The 20572-nt window shown below is 63.7% G+C and carries 18 protein-coding genes; 8 read left to right on the forward strand and 10 right to left on the reverse strand.

The genetic code is table 11. From position 1 onward, the window contains the following. The first annotated feature begins 108 nt into the window (after window positions 1-108). The 3 genes from BLW25_RS16720 (at window position 109) to BLW25_RS16730 (ending at window position 2644) form a co-directional block, all read left to right on the forward strand. Window positions 109-405, forward strand: a complete 297-nt coding sequence (locus BLW25_RS16720) for a ribbon-helix-helix domain-containing protein (RefSeq protein WP_092902274.1) — start codon at window positions 109-111, stop codon at window positions 403-405. Between the two features lie 114 nt (window positions 406-519). After that, a complete protein-coding gene (gene dld / locus BLW25_RS16725) occupies window positions 520-2229 on the forward strand; it encodes a D-lactate dehydrogenase (protein ID WP_092902276.1) in 1710 nt (569 codons plus the stop codon). Window positions 2230-2266: 37 nt separating this feature from the next. Continuing rightward, complete coding sequence (locus tag BLW25_RS16730; RefSeq protein ID WP_249496878.1) at window positions 2267-2644, forward strand: c-type cytochrome; 378 nt, start codon at window positions 2267-2269, stop codon at window positions 2642-2644. Between the two features lie 36 nt (window positions 2645-2680). On the opposite strand, the gene BLW25_RS16735 is transcribed toward BLW25_RS16730, so the two are convergent. From BLW25_RS16735 to BLW25_RS16770, 8 genes are all read right to left on the reverse strand, one after another. Further along, the gene (locus BLW25_RS16735; RefSeq protein WP_092902278.1) at window positions 2681-4252 is read right to left on the reverse strand and encodes a GMC family oxidoreductase; all 1572 of its coding nucleotides are present in this window, start codon (window positions 4250-4252) and stop codon (window positions 2681-2683) included. A gap of 13 nt (window positions 4253-4265) precedes the next feature. Beyond that, on the reverse strand, window positions 4266-4805 hold the full coding sequence (locus BLW25_RS16740) for a Twin-arginine translocation pathway signal (protein WP_092902280.1): 540 nt from the start codon (window positions 4803-4805) through the stop codon (window positions 4266-4268). Between the two features lie 76 nt (window positions 4806-4881). After that, entirely contained in the window at window positions 4882-5277 is a 396-nt protein-coding gene (locus tag BLW25_RS16745) for a VOC family protein (protein ID WP_092902282.1), read from the reverse strand. A 161-nt stretch (window positions 5278-5438) separates the two neighbouring features. Next, window positions 5439-6596, reverse strand: a complete 1158-nt coding sequence (locus tag BLW25_RS16750) for a YncE family protein (protein WP_092902284.1) — start codon at window positions 6594-6596, stop codon at window positions 5439-5441. Window positions 6597-6657: 61 nt separating this feature from the next. Next, window positions 6658-9126, reverse strand: a complete 2469-nt coding sequence (locus BLW25_RS16755) for a TonB-dependent siderophore receptor (protein WP_171909616.1) — start codon at window positions 9124-9126, stop codon at window positions 6658-6660. Between the two features lie 176 nt (window positions 9127-9302). Continuing rightward, window positions 9303-10259 (reverse strand): FecR family protein, encoded by a 957-nt coding sequence (locus tag BLW25_RS16760; RefSeq protein ID WP_092902288.1) that lies wholly within the window; start codon window positions 10257-10259, stop codon window positions 9303-9305. Between the two features lie 68 nt (window positions 10260-10327). Continuing rightward, entirely contained in the window at window positions 10328-10843 is a 516-nt protein-coding gene (locus tag BLW25_RS16765) for an RNA polymerase sigma factor (RefSeq protein ID WP_092902290.1), read from the reverse strand. Between the two features lie 120 nt (window positions 10844-10963). Further along, window positions 10964-12034, reverse strand: a complete 1071-nt coding sequence (locus BLW25_RS16770; protein ID WP_092902292.1) for a LacI family DNA-binding transcriptional regulator — start codon at window positions 12032-12034, stop codon at window positions 10964-10966. A 289-nt stretch (window positions 12035-12323) separates the two neighbouring features. Between BLW25_RS16770 and BLW25_RS16775 the strand changes: the two genes are divergently transcribed. The 5 genes from BLW25_RS16775 to BLW25_RS16795 all read left to right on the forward strand — a co-directional run bounded on the left by BLW25_RS16775 (window position 12324) and on the right by BLW25_RS16795 (window position 17854). Beyond that, the gene (locus BLW25_RS16775; RefSeq protein WP_092902294.1) at window positions 12324-13382 is read left to right on the forward strand and encodes an ABC transporter substrate-binding protein; all 1059 of its coding nucleotides are present in this window, start codon (window positions 12324-12326) and stop codon (window positions 13380-13382) included. Window positions 13383-13453: 71 nt separating this feature from the next. Then, window positions 13454-14251: an ATP-binding cassette domain-containing protein gene (locus tag BLW25_RS16780; protein ID WP_092902296.1), complete on the forward strand. Its 798-nt coding sequence runs from the start codon at window positions 13454-13456 to the stop codon at window positions 14249-14251. Then, window positions 14244-15491: a sugar ABC transporter permease gene (locus tag BLW25_RS16785; protein ID WP_092902298.1), complete on the forward strand. Its 1248-nt coding sequence runs from the start codon at window positions 14244-14246 to the stop codon at window positions 15489-15491. Before BLW25_RS16780 ends, BLW25_RS16785 begins: the two co-directional genes overlap by 8 nt. A gap of 17 nt (window positions 15492-15508) precedes the next feature. Beyond that, window positions 15509-16237 (forward strand): SDR family oxidoreductase, encoded by a 729-nt coding sequence (locus BLW25_RS16790; RefSeq protein WP_092902300.1) that lies wholly within the window; start codon window positions 15509-15511, stop codon window positions 16235-16237. Window positions 16238-16246: 9 nt separating this feature from the next. Beyond that, window positions 16247-17854 (forward strand): FGGY-family carbohydrate kinase, encoded by a 1608-nt coding sequence (locus BLW25_RS16795; RefSeq protein WP_092902302.1) that lies wholly within the window; start codon window positions 16247-16249, stop codon window positions 17852-17854. Here BLW25_RS16795 and BLW25_RS16800 read toward each other — a convergent pair. Next, window positions 17821-19608 carry an ABC transporter ATP-binding protein gene (locus BLW25_RS16800; protein WP_092902304.1) on the reverse strand — a complete coding sequence of 596 codons (1788 nt, stop codon included), beginning with the start codon at window positions 19606-19608 and terminating at the stop codon, window positions 17821-17823. The two genes, BLW25_RS16795 and BLW25_RS16800, sit on opposite strands and share 34 nt — an antisense overlap. Further along, entirely contained in the window at window positions 19605-20564 is a 960-nt protein-coding gene (locus BLW25_RS16805; protein WP_092902306.1) for an acetamidase/formamidase family protein, read from the reverse strand. The genes BLW25_RS16800 and BLW25_RS16805 overlap by 4 nt, the downstream gene beginning before the upstream one ends. Window positions 20565-20572: the final 8 nt, after the last annotated feature.

Here is a 20572-nt window from a genome sequence, read left to right on the forward strand (position 1 = left end):
ACCCGATTGCGCAGGCCAGATTGCGGTTTTGCCGATTCCTGTGCTGGACGCCCCGCCCCGGGCGGGCATAGACTGAGGCAACATCAAACGGGAGGAGGACCGGATCAGATGTGTGAATTATTCGCCAGGCAGGATCCGGACCGTTATGTGCCGGTCACCCGCCGTATCCGCCTGAACGGGCAAAGCACTTCGGTGCGGCTTGAGGCTGCCTTCTGGACGATCCTGGACGAGATCGCCCGGGAACAGGGGGAATCGACCGGAGCGTTTCTCTCGACGCTGCATCGCGAGGTGCTGGAGTTCCACGGCGAGCCGGGGAATTTCGCCTCGCTTTTGCGCTGCACCTGTCTGGTGCGTATGGAAACCCGCCGCGCCGCCCAGATGCCGGTCAGCCGCGCCGTGGCCTGAATGGGCCTGTATTAGAACGTCCGACCACGAAAACGCTTTGCGGACAATATGATACTACCCGCTTCGCACCTGACGCGGCCATGATGGCGGCCGGGAACCGGGTGGGAGAGAGAGATGCGCGACAGGGGTGAGCTGCTGGCCGGGCTGCGTCAGCTGATCGGATCCGGTCATGTGCTGACCGGCGCGCGCGCCACGCGCCGTTTCACGCGCGGCATCCGCTATGGCGGCGGTCAGGTCGAGGCGGTGCTTTGCCCCGGATCGCTGGTCGAGATGTGGCGCGCCCTGAATGCAGTGATCGCGGCGGGTCGGGTGGTGATCTTCCAGGCGGCGAATACCGGCCTTACCGGCGGCTCGACCCCCTGGGGGGACGATTATGACCGGCCCGTGGTGCTGATCAGCGTCATGCGGCTGCCGGGGATCCATCTGATCGACGCCGGCAAACAGGTGGTCTGTCTGCCCGGATCGACGCTGGACGGGCTGGAACGCGCGCTGAAACCTCTGGGCCGCGAGCCGCATTCCGTGATCGGGTCAAGCTGTATCGGCGCCTCGGTGCTCGGGGGGATCTGCAACAATTCGGGCGGCGCGCTGATCCGGCGCGGTCCGGCCTATACTGAAATGGCGCTTTATGCCGAGGTGCGGGCGGATGGCACGGTCGCGCTGGTCAACCATCTGGGCTTTGACCTCGGCGATGACCCCGAAACGATCCTTGCAAGGGTTGAAGCCGGCGACCTGCCTGCGCCCCTGCCGGGCGAGGCCTGGGGGTCTGACCGGGACTATGCCGCCCATGTCCGCGATGTCGATGCGGAAACTCCGGCACGGTTCAATGCCGATCAGCGACGGTTGCATGAGGCGTCGGGATCGGCGGGCAGGCTCGCGGTCTTTGCGGTGCGGCTTGACACATTCGAGGCCGAAACCGAGACAACCGTATTCTGCATCGGCACCAATGACCCGGGTGAGCTGACCGCGATCCGCCGCGATATGCTGGCCGGGTTCAACAGCCTGCCGGTGGCCGGCGAATATATCCATGGCACCGCCTGGGATATTGCCGAACGTTACGGCAAGGATACGTTCCTTCTGATCCGCCGGCTTGGCACAGAGCGCATTTCCGGTGTCTTCGCGCTGAAATCAAAGATCGACGGCTGGACCGAACGGCTGGGCCTCGGCACCACGCTGTCGGACCGGATCGCGCAGGCCCTGTCGCGGCTTTTTCCGAAACATCTGCCGCCCCGGCTGCGCGATTTCCGCGCACGCTATGAACATCACCTCTTTTTGCGGATGGGTGGCCAGGGCATCGCGGAAGCCCGCGATTACCTTGCGCGCCGCTTCCCTTCCACCAGTGGCGATATGTTCGAGGCCACGGCCAGCGAGGGCGCGGCCGCCTTCCTGCACCGCTTTGCCGTGGCCGGGGCGGCCAACCGCTACCGCGCCGTGCATAAGCGCGAGGTCGAGGATATCGTCGCGCTCGACATCGCTTTGCGGCGCAATGACCGTGACTGGGTCGAAACCCTGCCGCCGGAGCTTGAGGCGCAGATCGCGCACAAGCTTTATTACGGGCATTTCTTTTGCCATGTCTTCCATCAGGATTATGTGGCGAAGAAGGGCACCGACTGCCTTGGCCTGGAACATGCGATGTGGAAGATCCTGGACCAGCGCGGCGCCCAATACCCGGCGGAACATAATGTCGGACATCTCTACAAGGCGCCGCCGCAGCTGGCCGGATTTTACCAGAGCCTCGATCCGACCAACAGCCTGAACCCAGGGCTTGGCCAGACCCCCACCGCCCGCAACTGGCAAGGCAGTTGCGGCTGCGGCCAGACCCACTGATCCCCGACTACCCAAGCTTTTGCCAGGAGTGCTGTCCGTGAAAACCCCCGTTTTGTCACTGTTGATGTCTTTGTCCCTCGCGCAGGCCGCCTTTGCCGGTGATGCGGAACAGGGCGAGAAAGTCGCGAAGAAATGCTTCGCCTGCCATGCCTTCGTTGCGGATGCGCCGCCGAAAGCCGGGCCGAACCTGGTCGGGATCATCGGGCGCAGGACGGCCTCGGTCGAAGGCTATGCCTATTCCAACGCGATGAAGGCCTGGGGTGAAGAGGGCCATATCTGGACAGCGGAAGAAATCGATGCCTTTATCGAGGCCCCGAAAACCGTGCTGCCGGGCAATAAGATGACCTTTGCCGGGCTGAAAAAGCCCGAGGAACGCGCGGATCTGCTGGCTTATCTCGCAACGCTGGGCGAGTAAGGAAAAGGGCGGAACCTCGGTTCCGCCCTTTCTCTTTCAGAGGTTCTGTTTCGACAGCTCGCCGGCGATGAACTCGGCCTGACGGATCGCAAGGGCGACGATGGTCAAAGTCGGGTTCTCGGCTGCTCCGGTCGTGAACTGGCTGCCATCCGAGACAAAAAGGTTCGGGATGTCATGGCTTTGGCCGTGTTTGTTCACCACGCCGTCCCGCGGTTTTTCCGACATCCGGTTGGTGCCGAGGTTATGCGTCGACGGATAGGGCGGCGTCGGCAAGGTTCGCGTGGCACCGGCGGCGCGATAGATCGCCTCGCCCCGGGCATAGGCATGGTTGCGCATCGCGATGTCATTGGGGTGATCATCGAAATGCACATTCGGGGCGGGCATCCCGAACTGATCGACCGCTGTTGCGGACAGCGTGATGCGGTTCGTTTCCTGCGGCATATCCTCGCCCACGATCCACATGCCCGCCATGTTCTCATAGCCATCCATCGCCGAGGTGAAGCTGCGCCCCCAGCCGCCCGGATCAAGGAAGGCGGCCATGAAGGGGATGCCAAGCGCCAGGGTCTCCAGCTCATAGCCACCGACGAAACCGCGTGACGGGTCAAGCCGTGCCTCGTCCTGGACGATCCCGGCCATTGTGGTGCCGCGCCACATCTTCACCGGCTTCTCGAACACGCCATAAACCGAGCCGGTGACATGGCGCAGATAGTTGCGTCCGACCTGGCCCGAGGAATTCGCCAGCCCGTCCGGGAACATGCTGGATGCCGAATTCAGCAGGATCCGGGGACTCTCGATCGAGTTCCCCGCGACGCAGACCACGCGCGCCTTCTGGAAATGCTGGTTCCCGTCTTTGTCGGCGTAAAGCACGCCGGTGACGCGGCCCTTGTCGTCATGCTCGATCTTCAGCGCGTGACAGCGGTCGCGGACTTCCAGGTTACCGGTCGCCTCGCCCTTCGGGATATCGGTATAGGCCGAGGACCATTTCGCGCCCCATTTGCAGCCCTGGAAACAGAACCCGGTCTGCTGGCAGGCGAGACGGTCATCGTAATCGACCGAATTGATCGCCATGCGACCGGTATGGACCTCTTTATAGCCAAGCGCCTTAGCGCCCTTTTCCAGCACCTTGTAATTGTTGTTGCCGGGCAGGCCGGGGCGGTCGCCGGTACGGGTCACGCCAAGTTTGGTCTCGGCCTTCTCATACCAGGGCGCCATTTCCGCGCCGTCAATCGGCCAGTCGAGCAGGTTCGCCCCGGTGACATGGCCATAATTGGTGCGCGCTTTCCATTCATGGTCCTGAAAGCGCAAGCTGGCCCCTGCCCAGTGGATCGAGGTGCCGCCCACGGCCTTGACGATCCAGGCGGGAAGGCCGGAAAAGTCTTTTGCCACCCGCCAGTCGCCCGATGTGGTGCGCGTGTCGGTCCAGGCCAGCTGTGCAAAGCTGTCCCATTCGTCGTTGATATAGTCTTCGGGCATATAGCGCCCGCCGGCCTCCAGCGAGACGACTTTGACGCCTTTTTGCGCCAGTTCATTCGCCAGTACACCGCCGCCCGAGCCTGTGCCGATGATCAGAACGACGGAATCGTCGTCCAGTTCAAATTTCGCAACCATTGATCCGCCCCCCTCAGAGCCAGCTGATATCGTCAAAACCGCGATGCAGATAACCGCCCTGGCTGAAGGACTCGCCTTCATAGCCAAAGATCGGCCAGACGGCCTTCTGGTTATAAAGACCGGTCACAAGGCCACCGCGGATCTCCTGGAAGAAGGCGGAGTTTTCCATGCCGCGCAGCAGCGCCACCCGGTCATCCTCCCACCCGATGGAGAGATAGTCGCTGTGCCCTGCGCCCTGCGCCGCCGCATTCAGCGCGGCGATCCCGGCTTCAATTCCGGGGGCGGCCTCGGCCGTGTCATAGCCTTTGACGGCAATGACATAGAATTCATCGGCGATGCGGTCATGGGGGTAGATGTCGCGCGCCATGCGCACCAGCGTGGCCATGGTCTCAGGCTTCAGCGTGGTCGCCTCATAGGCCCAGGCGGCATCGGGGGCGGCGATAAAGCCCGCGCCGATGATCATTCCCGCGCTTGCGGCAAAGCTGCGCGAGATCAGCTGGCGACGGGTGAGGGCGTTCGCCCTCAGTCCGCGATTTGCGGTCAGGGTCGTCATAGTCTCCTCCTTGCTTTCTCAGTCGGCTGGGAGTTCCCGGCGCGGCTCCTCTTCCGCGCAGGGATGCCGTTTCAGATTATTGGTAGCGCCCCGCGCGCTGCAGCACTTCGATCTGGTAACCGTCGGGATCGGCGATAAAGAAAAACCGGGCGATGACTTCGCCGCCGGGGGCGAAATCGACCAGTTTGCGCGGGGCAAGGCCGGCAGCTTCCAGGCGCGCATGTTCTGCATTCACATCAGCGACCGAGACCGCGAGATGGCCGTAGCCATCGCCGAGGTTATAGGGTTCAACACGGCCCTTGTTGACGGTCAGCTCCAGCTCGAACCCGGTTTCGGCATTGGCGAGATAGATCAGGGTGAAGGTCTCGAAATCGAGGCGTTCCACCACTTTCAGGCCGAAAGCCTGGTCATAGAATGCGAGCGAACGGGCTTCGTCCAGCACGCGGATCATGGTGTGAATCATCCGGGCCATAGTGTCTCCTTGCTTTGGTACAGCAAAGGACAGAACCGGATCATGGGGGTAGTATCATGCTACTGACGGGAAAATTGTTCTCCTGATGCGCTGAAATGACATGGCCCGCGCCAACGGCGCGGGCCAGAGAAAAGGGGGGCTGCGGGGGCCTCCGGTCGGGGTCAGGGGGCCTGCGCAGCCATCAGATCACCAAGGATTGTCAGATCCAGCCGGATCACCGATCCGATTGTGCCCTTTGCATGATCCGGATGCTGGTCATTTGACGGTTCCGAAACCGAGGCGAACAGGACCTGGCCGCTTTGGTCCAGCGAAAGGTTGCTCGGGAAGGTTTTGACCGCGAGATCACGGGTGACGCTGTAGTCTTTGGTATTGACCACGGTGATGCCGCCGGTGCCGTCGCGCAGCTGGCTGTTGATGCCATACCAGGTGACATAGGCCTCATCGCGCACCGCGTTCCAGATCACATCCAGCGCGCCGGCTCCAATCGGCACCTGCGCCAGAATACTGCCATCAGCGGTGTTGAAGACGTAGAGCCTGCCCTCATGGCTGTCGACCGCAAAGAGCCGCCCGCCCGCCGCATCCAGCGACAGGTTCACCATGAAATGCGCCGATTTATCGCCCTGGCCGGGCGCAGTGTCACCGGTCGAGAAGGCGGTGATTTTTTCGCCGGTTACCGCATCCAGAACGAGGATTTCCTCGGCCCCGCCACCCCCGACATAGAGACGGTCACGCCCGTCAAACGCCAGGCCCGCCGCCCAGATCACCGCATTATCGGTGCGCGAGGTAACCTCGCCGGTTGCGCCATCGATGATCCAGACGATGCCCTCATCGGTCGGGCCGGTGACAAAAACGCGGCCCGTCGCCTGATCGACCTCGATCATGCGGGTATGTTCCATCTTGCCATTGGCACCGGTTTTCCCGAGCTGGATCGTGCGCAGGAACAGGCCGCTGCGCGCATCAATCACCGACAGGGATCCGTCCTTGGTATTGCCGGCGTAAAGCAGGCCCCGCGCGTGATCGACCGCCAGCGCGAAGGGGCGGCGTTTGAGCTGAATGCGCCGGATCGGGGCGAGGGTGTCTGCGTCGAGCATATAGACATCGCCCGCCGCGCCATCGGTGAAATCCGGCACCGAGGCGGCAAACACCGCGCCGAGCTCGGGAACCGAGAGCACCTCATAGCCGCCGGGAATGGTGCTGGTGCGGGTGGCTGCGGGCGCGAATTCGGCCGGCTGCATCTGGGGCAGGCCATTGGCCAGCAGGGGCGATGTGGTGAAGAGCAGGGCTGCAAGGCTCAGGGCCCTGCGCGAGAAGACAGTCATGGGATTTCCGCCTTTGCGGTTGGTCTGAAGGCCCCGGCGGCGGTTCCGCCGGGGCATGGGATCAGAAGCGCGAGGTCAGGGTGAACATCGCATTGCGCGGCTCGCCATAGACGCCTGCGACGCTGGCGGAATGGTAATAGCTCTCATCGAACAGGTTGTTGATGTTCAGTTGCGCCGACCATTTTTCGTTGATGTCATAGCGCAGCATCGCATCGACCACCGTGAAGGCCGGTTGCGAATTATGGACCGGGCCGACCCCGGCCACGCCCAGCGTGTTCCAGCTTTCGCTCTGCCAGCGCGCGCCGCCGCCGATGGTCCATTGGCTGTTTTCGCCCGGCAGATTGTAGGTGGTGAAGATCTTCAGGGTGTTTTCCGGCAGGAAGCTGTTGGCCTGGCTGCCATCGGGATTGGTGGCCTTCATCTTCGCCGCGCCGAAGAAAAGGTTCCAGCCGGGCATGATCTCGCCCGAGACCTCGAGCTCGACGCCGCGGGTGGTCTGACCCATCGCGCCATAATAGGCCTGATCGGTGCTGCCAGGCACATAGATCGGATTGCCGCTGGCATCCTCCAGCCCGGTCGCGACATTGTCCTGATAGGTGCGGTAGTAAGACAGCGAGGCATTGAGCCGCCCCTCATACCATTCGCCCTTGATCCCGACCTCTTCGCTTTTGCCCTGAACCGGGTCGAGATAATTGCGATTGATGTCGCGATAGCTCTGCGGTTTGAAGATCTGGGTATAGCTTGCATAGACCGAGATATCCCCGGTCACGTCATAGACGAGGCCGAAATAGGGGGTAAAGACCTTGAAGTTACGGGTATCCGCACTCCAGTCGGTGTAGCGCAGGCCAAGGATCGCGGTCAGCGGATCGGCGAGGGACAGGCGGGCCGAGCCATAGGCGGAATATTCGGTGGCCTTTTTCTTCCACTCTCCGGCCTGGGGAAGGTAGAATTGCGGCCGGGGCAGGCTTCCGTCCCAGTCATAGACGCTGCCCATGCCGGGCTGGGCGCCAATGATCTGGTAATCGTCGGCCTTGCCCCAGTCACGCCCGGCATGGACGCCGAAATTCAGCGCATGGTCGCGACCGAACCAGTGCACCGGCCCCGAGACCGATGCATCCAGCGCAATCTGGCGCGCCCATTCCTCGGCCTTGCGGGCAAAGAGCGTCATGCCAAGGCCGGTGACCGGATCGGGGCGGCCATAGAAACGGGTATTTTCCGCCGAATAGCTGCGGGTGACGGCGCTCAGCGTCGCATTGCCGGTCCAGCCACCGCCGAAATCATGATCCGCGCGGATGGTCGCCATATCCTGCCTGCTCGACCAATAGGCCCAGTAAGGCGCGCTCGACCAGTTGCGCGGGAAAAGCGTCGGGCTGCCATCGGAGAAAAGCGTCGGGAAGGCGCTCCATTCCGAGCCCTTGGGATCATGGTTGCGATGTTCATAGCTGAAAGACAGCGTGGTCGCGTCATCAACATCCCAGGCCAGCGTGCCATAGACGGTTTGTTTGTCGACGCTGTAGCGGTCGCGGAAACTGTCGCCGCTATAAAGGTCCACGACGAGGCGCCCGCGCAGGCTGCCGGTCTCATTCAGCCTGTTCGAGACATCCAGCCCCAGGCCCATCCGGTCCCAGCTGCCGTAACGCGTCTCGATGCTGCCGGTCAGCTCGGTTGCGGTGGCCTTTTTGCGCTCCATCCGCACGGCGGCAGAAGGGTCGCCGGGGCCGGTCAGCAGGCCCGTCGCGCCGCGCAGCACTTCGGCATGGTCATAGGTCGAGGTCGAGGATTGCAGCCCCACACCGGACATGAACCCGATGCCGCCGTCGATCACCACACCATCCACGATATAGCTCGAGACCCATTGCCCCCTTGACCAGGTATTGTCGCGGTCGGTCTCGAAAATCGCCGAATGGACGCCGGTCGTGTAAGCCAGCATCTGCTGCGTTGTGCCGAGGTTCTGGTCTTTCAGCCGCTGACTGGTGACCACGCTCACCGATTGCGGCGTTTCCTTCAGGCTCATCGGCAGACCGGTCGATCCGGTCGCGGCACCCGTCGTATAGGAATTGCTGCCTTCTGTGGTGGTCGGGTCAGTGACCAGCAGGATCGTCCCGAGGTTCTGCGCGCCATCGACATTGCCGCCGACATCTGAGGCGTCAGAGGCACCGCCGAGAATGGTCACGGTCGCAGCGCCCGTAAAGCTGTAATTCAGCCCGGATCCTGCCAGAAGCCGCGACAGCGCCTGTTCCGCCGTCATCGTGCCGCTGATCGCCGGGGCCGTCGCGCCCGCCGCGACCGAGGTGCGATACGCGATCTGCAGCCCGGTCTGCCGCGCCAGATCCCGCAGGGCCTGACCCAGCGGTTTGGCCGCAATATCCAGCCGATGGGTCGCCGCATTTTGGGCCATGGCCATAGTCGCGGTCAGCGTCATCAGCGCCGGGCCACCCGCCAGCACACCAAGACTGAGCGCAGTCCCCGAGAAAAGAACCGTCAGGCGCCGCGCGGCCGCGCGCCGGAAATGGAGGAAACTGGCAGGCATCAGACCCGTACCCTTTCTGTCATTGCAACGAACCCCGGTCGCTGGGGCCGGTGAAGCGAAGAGTGTGGGTATTGGCCTGCCTGGACCCTTCATATCAGTGACGGGTGAGGCCGGGTTTTGCCTAAAGACAAAACTGAAATAAATTTTAGGGACCTGGCATTGAGGCCCATCACAACTCAGCTCAGCAAGATCATGACCTGCGGAATACGCCGGACAGACAGGTCCTGGGTCAGCGCCAGTGCCCCGATGGCCTCATGTGCGGCGCTGGTCGAAAAGACCGCGCTGACCGGCAGGGCGGCATCAACGCCGGGTCCGAGCACCACCTTTTCGGGCACATAACGCGCGAGTTCGCTCACCGCCTGGTCAAAGCGGCGGCCGTCAAAGATGATCCGGCCTTCGCGCCAGGCGAAGGCGATCTCGCGGTCGACCGGGCCGAGCGCGGCCACAGCCAGGCCCATGCCATAGACCGCCTGTTCCGATGCGCCAAGGTCGAGTGGCTGGCCCAGAGCCGGGCTGACCCGCACCTGGCCCTCAGACACCGTGACGCGCGCCTCGCGATCTGCAAGCCCGACCGAAAACACGCTGGCCTGCGCCTCGGTCACCCCATCCAGTGCCGTGACCCGCAGGGGGCTGGTTCCGGCCTGCACCCGGAACTCGGCCTCGCCACGCAGAAGCCTGACCTGTCGCTGCCCTTGCGTGAATTCCAGCGCCAGCGCGCTGTCGGTGTTCAGCGTTGCGATTGTGCCATCGGGCAGGGTCATCCCCGCCATCTCACCAAAGCCGGTATAAAGATCTGCGGTCCAGTCCTGCCAGCGATGCGGCAGATCCAGCGCCCATGCTCCGGCGCCGGCGGCGATGCCTCCGGCCAGAAAACCGCGCCGTCCGATCCGGGGCGCGGCAGGCTTTGCCACCGGCGGGACCGGCCTGGCCACTTCCTCAAGCCCGTCAAGCTGTTGCCAGAAACGGCGCTCCCCGGCAAAGGCGCGGGCATGGGCCTCTGACTGTGCCTTCCAGGCGCGGAACTGTTGAAGTTCTGCGGGAGCCACCTCGCCCGAGGCAAGGCGCACGACCCAGTCCCGCGCCTCACGGGCGAGCTTTGCATCGGCCTTGGTCCGGGGGGCGGCGTCACTCATTCCTGTGGCTCGGCGATAACCCGTTGGCGCCCCGACCCGCCGGAACAGACCGGCACGGGCAGGGCGGATCAATCGTTCATGGCGTCGCGCAGATGGGCAAGGTGCTCCAGCGCGCGGCGGATGTGATAATAGACAGCTTCGTCGCTCATTTCGAGACGTTCCGCAATCTTGCGATGCGGCACGCCTTCGATCCGGTTCATCAGGAAGATGCGGCGGGTCTTTTCCGGCAGCTCTTCCAGCGCCGCCTGCACCCGGGCCAGCATGTCCCGCCCCATCACCGCGCGCTCGGCCGAGACCTCGTCGGCTTGTTCCCACAACAGATCGCGCACCTCGGCATCGATTTCTGCGCGGCGCCGTTCCTTGCGGAAATGATCGCGGATGCCGTTTCTGGTGACCTGAGACACGAAGCCTGCGGCATTCGCGATGCTGCTGTCGCTTTGTGCCGTCTCCAGCCGGATCCAGGTGTCCTGGACCAGATCTTCGGCCAGCGCGCGGTTGCCCAGCCGCGCCTGGGCCATGGCGAGAAGCCGGGGCCGCAGCGTCATAAAGGCGCCAACGAGATCGCCGAGCCGCTTTTTTTCCAAGACTGATCACCCATGGCTGGTTGGACAGGGGCCTGTTCGCGGGCAAGCGGTAGCCGCGCCGGTATTTCCTGACAAGAGGCCCTGGGAATTATGGCGCGCCGGTGTTGCATGGCGGTCCGCTCAGTCGGCGCCCACTGTTGCGGCAGTGCCCGCAAAGGGCTGCGGCGCGAAATGGGTTGGGATCTCGCTGAGCCCCGGAACAGGGTCATCGGCGTCGATCAGGCGGAACAATGCCCCCAGCATCGCCGGAACATCCTGTTGCACCATAACGATATTTTCTGTCAGAACCGCCGCCAGCGGATCCCAGTCGAAACAGCCCACATGGGGCGCGACAGAGCCGAAATGCCCGCTGGAGCGTGTCCAGTGCAAAACACCTTCCAAGGCGATGGTCGAATTGACGAATATGGCGCGCGGCAGCTGGCCGCGCCTGGTGGCCAGGGCTTCCAGCGCTGTAATCGCCCGGTCCGGCGCGTAGCCGGTGGCGAGAATCATCGTCTCATCCACGGTGATCCCGGCCTCTGCATGGGCGGCACGAAAGCCCCGGATCCGCTCGGATGTGTTGTGATCGCTCGCCCTTCCGCCGATAAAGGGGATCGGCTCGCCGCGATGGCGCTGGCTGGCCGAGGCGGCAAGGATGCGCCGTGTCAGCGCCAGCGCGCCGCCAAAATTATCCGAGATCACCGAAGGCGCGCGGCTGCCGGGCAGATCGAGGTTGAGCGAGCGCACCCCCGCCGCTTCGCAGATTTTCGAGATCCGGTCGGGGTCGGTGGCTCCGGTCGCAATCAGGCAATCGACCTGATGCGAGATCATCTCGCGCGCCGCCTGTATTTCCAGCGCCGGGTCGCGCATCGTGCAGGTAATGATGGGGAAAAGGTCGCGTTCCCGCGCCATCGCCTCGAACCGTTCAACGATAGACCCAAAATAGCGGTTGTCGTATTTCGGCACGATCATCCCGATCAGCCGCGACTTTTCCCGCCGGAGCCCGCTGGCCTGAAGGTTCAGCGCATAGCCCTGTTCTTCGGCCGTGCGGGTGATGCGTTCGGCGAGCGAAGCAGAGATGCGGCGCTTTTTCCAGGTGCCGTTCAGCACGGCGCTGACCGCCGTCGGCGAGGCGCCCACCAGCACCGCCAGATCGTAAATCGTGGTGCGCCGCGCACGCGTCGGCGCAGGTTTTGGACGGGGTGTTGTCACGGTTTCCTCATTCCCTGGAAATGCAGCTTGACAGTTTCAGCGCGCTGACACAACCTCATGCTACATCGGTTGAGCAGGAGGGCTACACCGATGGAACACGTATAATCTGCGCCACCGGCCCGGTTTCGGGGGCCTGGGGAGGATGTCAGCAAAATCAGAAACTCGCCGGATCACCGGTGCTTTCTGGCTGCGCATCTCTCCTTGCCGGCTTCACCATCCGGAGCAGGATTGGCCGTGTTGGCGATCAGCGGGGGCATGGGCCGCCCGCCCCATGTGGAGGAGAGACGAGATGAGATTTCATGCCTTGCCCGCAGCGGCACCCGTGATGGCGACAGCGCTGGCCATGCTGCTTGGCACTGCTGCCCTGGCGGAGCCTTCGGGTGTGGTGGGCTTCCTGATGCCCGACCAGGCTTCGACCCGTTATGAAGAGCATGACTTCCCCGGCTTCAAGGCCGAGATGGACAAGCTTTGCCCGTCTTGCGAGGTGATCTACCAGAACGCAAATGCCGATGTCGCGCTGCAACAGCAGCAGTTCAACGCGCTGCTGACCCAGGGCGCAAAGGTCATCGTGCTGGATCCGGTCGACTCGGCGGCGGCGGCGGGGCTGGTGACGCTGGCGCAGGCTCAGGGTGTCAAGGTCATCGCCTATGACCGCCCGATCCCGGCAACGCCAGCTGATTTCTATGTGTCTTTTGACAATGAAGGCATTGGCTATGCCATCGCGAAATCGCTGACCGATCATCTGAAAGCCTCGGGCGTGGCCGATGGGGCAGGGGTACTGCAGATCAACGGCTCGCCCACCGATGCGGCGGCCGGGCTTATCCGTGACGGCATCCATCGCGCGCTGAAGGAATCCCCCTATAAGACGCTTGCCGAGTTTGACACGCCGGACTGGGCGCCGCCGAAGGCCCAGGAATGGGCCGCGGGTCAGATCACCCGTTTCGGGGCAGAGATCACCGGCGTGGTCGCGGCGAATGACGGCACCGGCGGCGGCGCGGTTGCGGCCTTCAAAGCGGCAGGTGTGAACCCGGTTCCTCCGGTCACCGGTAATGACGCGACCATCGCGGCACTGCAGCTGATCATCTCGGGCGACCAGTATAACACGATCTCGAAACCCTCCGAGATCGTGGCGGCAGCAGCGGCGAATATCGCGGTCACCTTCCTCAATGGCGAGACGCCCGAGGCCAAGACCACGCTTTATGACACGCCGTCCGAGCTCTTTGTCCCCGCCGTGGTGACGAAGGAAAACATCAAGGCCGAGATCTTCGACAAGGGTATCCAGACCGCTGAGCAGATCTGCACCGGCGAATATGCCGCAGGCTGCAAAGCGCTCGGGATCACCGAGTAAGATCCCGTGCTCTGGCCCGACCGCATCGCTCCCAGGCGGTCGGGCCACATTCTATTGCGGAAGGCGCAGCGATGAGTGACGACAAACCCCCGAAAGGGGAGCTGCTGTTGCAGCTCACAGGTGTTTCAAAGAATTTCGGGGCCGTGTCGGCGCTGAGCGATATCGAGCTTGAGGTCCACGCCGGTGAGGTTGTGGCGCTGGTCGGCGATAATGGTGCCGGTAAATCGACGCTGGTGAAGGTGCTGGCGGGGGTGCATCAGCCTTCGGCGGGCGAGGTGAAGTTCATGGGGAAACCCGTGACCCTCGACAGCCCGGCCAAAGCGCTGGATCTGGGGATTGCGACCGTCTTCCAGGACCTCGCGCTGTGTGAAAACCTCGATGTGGTGTCGAACCTGTTTCTCGGCCATGAGATTTCGCCCTGGCGCCTCGACGAGGTGCAGATGGAGGTCCGGGCCTGGACGCTTTTGCGCGAACTCGCGGCGCGGATCCCTTCGGTGCGCGAACCTGTCGCTTCGCTTTCGGGCGGGCAGCGCCAGACCGTGGCGATTGCGCGCTCGCTGCTCACAGATCCGAAGATCATCATGCTTGATGAGCCGACGGCGGCGCTTGGTGTGGCGCAGACGGCCGAAGTTCTGAACCTGATCGATCGGGTGCGGGCTCGGGGTCTCGGTGTGATCGTCATCAGCCATAATATGGAAGATGTCCGCGCGGTGGCGGACCGGATTGTCGTGCTCAGGCTGGGGAAAAACGGCGGGGTCTTCACGCCCGAGTCCAGCAACCAGGAGCTGGTCGCCGCCATCACCGGCGCGTCGGAAAATGCGGTTTCGCGCCGCGCAAGCCGCAAAGCGGCGGAGGTGCATGATGAGTGAGGCGAAACTCGCCCCCAAACCCCTTGACCGCGCGGATGAGCGGGTCAGAAACGATGATAGTCTTTCCGGTGCAGTGCGGCTGTTCATCGACCGGGTGCGGGCGGGCGATCTGGGCATCCTGCCGGTCGCGGTCGGGCTGGTTGTGATCTCGGTGGTTTTCTCCAGCCTGAACCCGGTGTTCCTGCTGCCCAATAACCTTGTGAACCTGCTGTTTGACTGTGCGACAGTTGGGGTGATCTCGCTTGGCATCGTCTGCGTGCTGATGCTCGGAGAGATCGACCTTTCAGTGGGGTCGATGAGCGGCTTCGCCTCGGCTCTGGTGGGGGTGATCTGGGTGAATATGGGCCTGCCTTTGCCAGTGGCAATTGGCGCGGCGCTGCTTGCGGGCATGGTGATCGGCTTTGTCTATGCCACGCTTTACACAAGGCTTGGCATGCCGAGTTTTGTGGCAACACTGGCCGGGCTTCTGGCCATTCTGGGGATGCAGCTTTACATCCTCGGGCCGACCGGCTCGATCAACCTGCCGTTTTCTTCACCGCTGGTGGCCTTCGGGCAGCTTCTGGTAATGCCGGCCTGGCTGTCGCATGGCCTTGCGCTGATCCCGGGGCTTGTTGTGCTCTTTGGCGGGCTGAACACCGCGAAACGCCGCCGCGAGGCGGGGCTGACCGCGATGCCGCTGAGCCTTTTGCTGATCAAGGCGGGCGTGCTGACGGCGGCACTGCAATTCGCGGTCTGGTATCTTAACCTTGGCCGCGGCGTGCCGTGGATGTTCGGTCTGTTCGTCGGCCTTGTCGTTGCGATGCAATATGCGCTGACCCGCACGAAATGGGGCCGTTCCCTGTTTGCAGTCGGCGGCAATCGCGAGGCGGCGCGGCGGTCGGGCATCAATGTGCGGCGGATCTATTATTCGGCCTTTATGCTCTGTTCCACGCTGGCCGCTCTGGGCGGGGTGCTGGCGGCGGGGCGGCTTGCCTCTTCGAGCCAGCAGGCCGGTACGGGGGATGTGAACCTCAACGCCATTGCGGCGGCAGTGATCGGGGGCACGTCTCTCTTTGGCGGGCGCGGTTCTGCCTGGGCGGCGCTTTTGGGCATCATCGTGATCCAGGCGATTTCCAACGGGCTGACGCTTCTGAACCTGTCGTCGAGCCTGCGTTACATGATCACCGGGGCCGTGCTGGCCATTGCTGTGATCGTCGATTCCCTTGCCCGCCAGTCGCGTGCGACCCATGGGCGCGGTTGATATACAGGAGTTAAGAAATGGCTGAATCAATGCAGGGCAAGGTGGTTGCGATCACTGGTGCGGCCTCGGGGATCGGGCTGGAATGCGCCCGCACCCTGGTCGCGGCCGGCGCGAAAGTGGTGCTGATCGACCGCGCGGAAGACCGGCTTAAGCAGCTTTGCGCCGAAATCGGCCCGAATGCTCTGCCTTTGGTCGTCGATCTGCTGGATGGCAAACAGGTCTCGGCGATCCTTCCGAGGATCCTCGATCTCGCCGGGCGGCTGGATGTCTTCTACGCCAATGCCGGTGCCTATATCGGTGGTCCGGTGGCCGAAGGCGACCCCGATGCCTGGGACCGGATGCTGAACCTGAACATCAACGCGGCTTTCCGCTCGGTCCATGCGGTGCTGCCACATCTGATCGCGCAGAAATCCGGCGATATTCTCTTTACCTCTTCGGTCGCGGGCGTGGTGCCGGTGATCTGGGAGCCGGTCTATACCGCGTCGAAATTCGCGGTCCAGGGCTTTGTCCATGCCACCCGCCGCCAGGTCGCGCCGCATGGCGTCAGGGTCGGCGCCGTTCTGCCCGGCCCGGTCGTGACCGCGCTGCTCGATGACTGGCCCAAAGCCAAGATGGATGAGGCGCTGGCCAATGGCAGCCTGATGCAGGCGAAAGAAGTGGCCGAAGCGGTTCTCTTCATGCTGACCCGTCCCCGGACCGTGACGATCCGCGATCTGGTGATCCTGCCCGCGACCTTTGATCTCTGAGGCACTGCCATGACCACCGAACCCAAATATCTGATCGGTGTCGATGTCGGCACCGGCAGCGCCCGCGCGGGTCTGTTTGACCAGACCGGCCGTCTGCTCGCATCGGCAAAGCGCGAGATCACGCTCTGGCGCGGGCCGGGGGCGATGGTCGAACAATCCAGCGCGCAGATCTGGGGGGCGGTGGCGCAATGTGTGCGCGAGGTGATGGCGGGGGCAGATCCTGCCCGCGTCGCCGGGATCGGCTTTGATGCGACCTGTTCGCTGGTGGTGCTGGGCGAGGGTGGCGTGTCGCTGCCCGTTGGTCCGTCGGAAGACCCGGCACGCGATGTGATCGTCTGGATGGATCACCGCGCGGTCGATCAGGCCGAACGGATCAACGCACAGGGCCATGCGGTTCTGGCCTATGTCGGTGGCAAAATCTCGCCCGAGATGGAGACGCCGAAGCTACTATGGCTGAAAGAAAACCGGCCGCAGGTCTTTGCGGGGGCGCGGCATTTCTTTGATCTGGCGGATTTCCTGACCTGGAAGGCGACCGGGGATGAGGCACGTTCGACCTGTACCGTCACCTGCAAATGGACCTATCTGGCGCATGAAAACCGCTGGGATCCGTCTTACTTCCGCCAGATCGGGCTGGAAGAGCTGGCCGATGAGCAGTTTACCCGTATCGGCACGCGCGTTGTGCCCCCAGGAACTGCCCTTGGCCAGGGCCTGACAGCAGCAGCAGCGGCCGATCTCGGCCTTGCGCCGGGCACGGCGGTTGCGGCGGGGATGATCGACGCCCATGCCGGAGGCATCGGCACGGTCGGGATCGAGGGATCGCCCCTGACCCATATGGCCTATGTATTCGGCACCTCTTCCTGCACCATGACCTCGACGGCAGAGCCGGTTTTCGTGCCCGGGGTCTGGGGCCCGTATTTCTCGGCCATGGTTCCGGGGCTCTGGCTCAGCGAAGGCGGGCAATCGGCTGCGGGGGCGGCGATTGACCAGCTGTTCGACTTCCACCCCGCAAGCACCGGGGCCAGGGCGGAGGCCCGGGGCCAGGGCCAGTCACTGGCGCTCTGGCTGACGCAGCGGATCCTTGCCCGCGCGCCTGATCTGTCACAGGCGGCAGCGCTGGCGGGGGATCTGCATGTGGTGCCGGAATTCCTTGGCAACCGCGCCCCCCATGCCGATCCGCATGCCCGCGCCGTGATTGCCGGGCTGGGAATGGAGCGCGACCTGGAAAACCTTGAGGCGCTTTACCTCGCCGGAATCTGCGGCGTGGCTTACGGGCTGCGGCAGATCCTTGATGTGCAGGACGCTGCCGGGGCGAAGGTCGAAAAGATCGTGATTTCCGGCGGCGCCGGGGAATCGCGGCTGATCCGCCAGATCCTGGCCGATGCAACCGGGCGGGTGGTGATGGGTTCGGCCTCGGATGAGCCGGTATTGCTTGGTTCGGCCACGCTGGGCGCGGTGGCGGGGGGGCTTTTCCCGGATATGCGCGCTGCTATGGCCGGGTTGTCCGGCCCTGGCGAGGCGCATCATCCGGCAGGCGGCGGGGTGAAAGCGCTGCATGAGCGGCGCTTTCAGGCCTTTACCGCGCTTCAGCAGGCGGCGCGGCTTGCGCGAGGAGCCTGACGCGCGACGAGGTGGCCGCCGCCGATATCTTCCAGCTGCACCCGGTCCGGTCCCTGACCCAAAGGCCAGACCGGGCTCGGGATCTCGCCCGCCATCCGGGCCGCAGCTGTGCGCGGACGTTTCGGGTCGGGCACCGGAACAGCTTCCAGCAGGCGCTGCGTATAGGGATGCTGCGGGTTGCCAAACAGCTGCGCGCGGCTGCCCATCTCGACAATCTGGCCAAGATACATCACCGCCACCCGGTCCGAGACATTCTCGACCACCGCCATGTCATGGCTGATGAACAAAAAGCTCACCCCCATCTCGCGCTGCAAATCACGCAGGAGTTCCAGAACCTTCGCCTGGATCGACACATCCAGCGCGGCGACGCTTTCATCGCAGACGATCAGCTTCGGCTTCAGCGCGAGCGCGCGGGCAATGCAGATCCGTTGCCGCTGCCCGCCGGAAAACTGATGCGGATAGCGGTTATAGACCGAGGCTGACAGGCCGACCCGTTCCAGCAGGTCACAGACCCTTGCGCGCTGCTCTGCCGCCGTGCCGATACCATGGATCACCAGGGGCTCGCGGATCAGCTCGCCGACCGTCATCCGCGCATCTAGCGCCGCCATCGGGTCCTGGAAGACGATCTGCAAATCCCGGCGCATCGCCTTGCGCGCAGCCCCGTCAAGCTCTGCCAATGCGCAGCCTGCGACCTCGATCCGCCCGCTATGGGGCACGAGGCCGACCAGCGCCCGCGCCATGGTCGATTTCCCGCAGCCGGATTCACCGACCAGCGACAGCGTCTCGCCCTTGAAAATCTCCAGCGAGACCTGTTCAACCGCGTGAACCTGGGCCGTCACCCGTCCGAGCAACCCCTGGCGGATCGGAAAGCGGACAGAGACATCCTGATAGCGCACCAGCACATCATCTGTCGCCGTCGTGGTCCGCGCCGGTCCGCCACCAATCCGCGGCACGGCGGCGAGCAGCTCGCGCGTATAGGTCTCTTGCGGCGTGTCAAATAGATCAGCCGTGGCGGCAGTCTCCACCACCCGGCCCTTTTGCATCACGATCACCCGGTCGGCCATTTCGGCGACCACGCCCATATCATGGGTGATCAGAATGACCGCCGTGCCAAGATCGCGCTGCAGGTCGCGGATCAGGTCAAGCACCTCGCGCTGCACCGTCACATCCAGGGCCGTGGTCGGCTCATCTGCGATCAGAACATCGGGTTTCAGCGCAATCGCCATGGCGATCATCACCCGCTGCCGCATCCCGCCGGACAGCTCATGCGGGAATTGTTCAAGCCTGCGCTCGGGCTGCGACAGCCGCACTGCCTTCAGCGCCTCAAGCGCGCGGGCGCGGGCTTCGCGCATCGACAGCGCCTCATGCGCCCGGATCGCCTCGGTCAGCTGGCGGCCGATGGACATGACCGGGTTCAGGGCCGTCATCGGCTCCTGAAAGATCATCGCGATACGCGCGCCACGCAGGCGTTGCATCTTTGCCTCGGAAAGGCCGGTCAGCTCGGTCTCGCCCAGATGGATCGTGCCGCCGGTGACCCTGACCGCAGGCTGCGGCAACAGCCCCATGATGGCAAGCGAGGTGATCGACTTGCCCGAGCCACTTTCCCCCGCAATCGCCAGGGTCTCGCCGCGTCTGAGCTCAAGGCTCAGCCCCTCGACAAGGGGGATCAGCCCCTGGTCGGAGCGTGCCGAGACCCTGAGATCCTGCAGCGAAAGCACGACATCATCAGCGGGAGAAAGCGCAGCCTGGGTCATTCGAAAACCGCACGCGGGAAATAGAAGCTGACCACCACATTCGGCATATCGACAATCTCGGAAATTCTGAGATCGCCGCAGACCGAACAGAGCATATAGGCCTCGACCGGATCGAGTTTCTGCGTCACGCAAAGCAGGTCGATCATCGCCGAAACCGCATCCTTCGCCGCCGTCCAGAGATCGGGGCCGATGCCGGTCGTCGCTTCATAGCCTTTCGCGTCAAGATGGCGCGTGACCGGCCCCGGCGTGGTAAAACGCGGGGTTTTCAGCGGCTGGCCTTTGATCAGATCAAGGGTCAGTACCACATCGAACGGGCTTTCAATCGCGGTGCCGCAGACCTCGCCATCCCCCTGGGCCGCATGGGTATCACCCACCGAAAACAGCGCGCCTTCGACCTCGACCGGCAGGTAAAGTGTTGTTCCTGCCGCAAGATCACGGATGTCGAGATTGCCGCCCACCCGGCGCGGCGGCACGATCGAGTGATGCCCTGCCTCGGCCAGCGCATTGCCGATGGTGCCGGCGAAAGGCTTCAGCGGAACACGGGCGTGACGGCCGAACAGTGCGGGTTCAAGGCTGGTCGGATCGAATTTCCAGACATTCAGCGCCGGTTCTTCGAACTGGTCGGTCAGAAGGCCAAAGCCCGGGATATTCGCGGTCCAGCCAAAGCCCGCGCCGTCTCGTTCTTGCGGGGTAAAGCTGTCAATCGTGACCTTCAGCACGTCTCCCGGCTTTGCGCCATCGACAAAGACCGGCCCGGAGACCGGGTTGATCTTGCCAAAATCCAGCGCCGCCACATCCGCGACAGTCGAGCGGGGGCCAAGCTGGCCCCCGGAACTGTCGAGGCACTGGAACAGGATCGTCTCACCCGGGGCGGCTTTCAGCGCGGGCGCGAAAGAATTGTCCCAGCCGAAATGGTGCTGATGGGCGTGGATCGTATGATTGCAGTGCTTACACATGATCCGTG

The sequence above is a fragment of the Rhodobacter sp. 24-YEA-8 genome, assembly GCF_900105075.1.
In the GTDB taxonomy this organism is placed as follows: domain Bacteria; phylum Pseudomonadota; class Alphaproteobacteria; order Rhodobacterales; family Rhodobacteraceae; genus Pseudogemmobacter.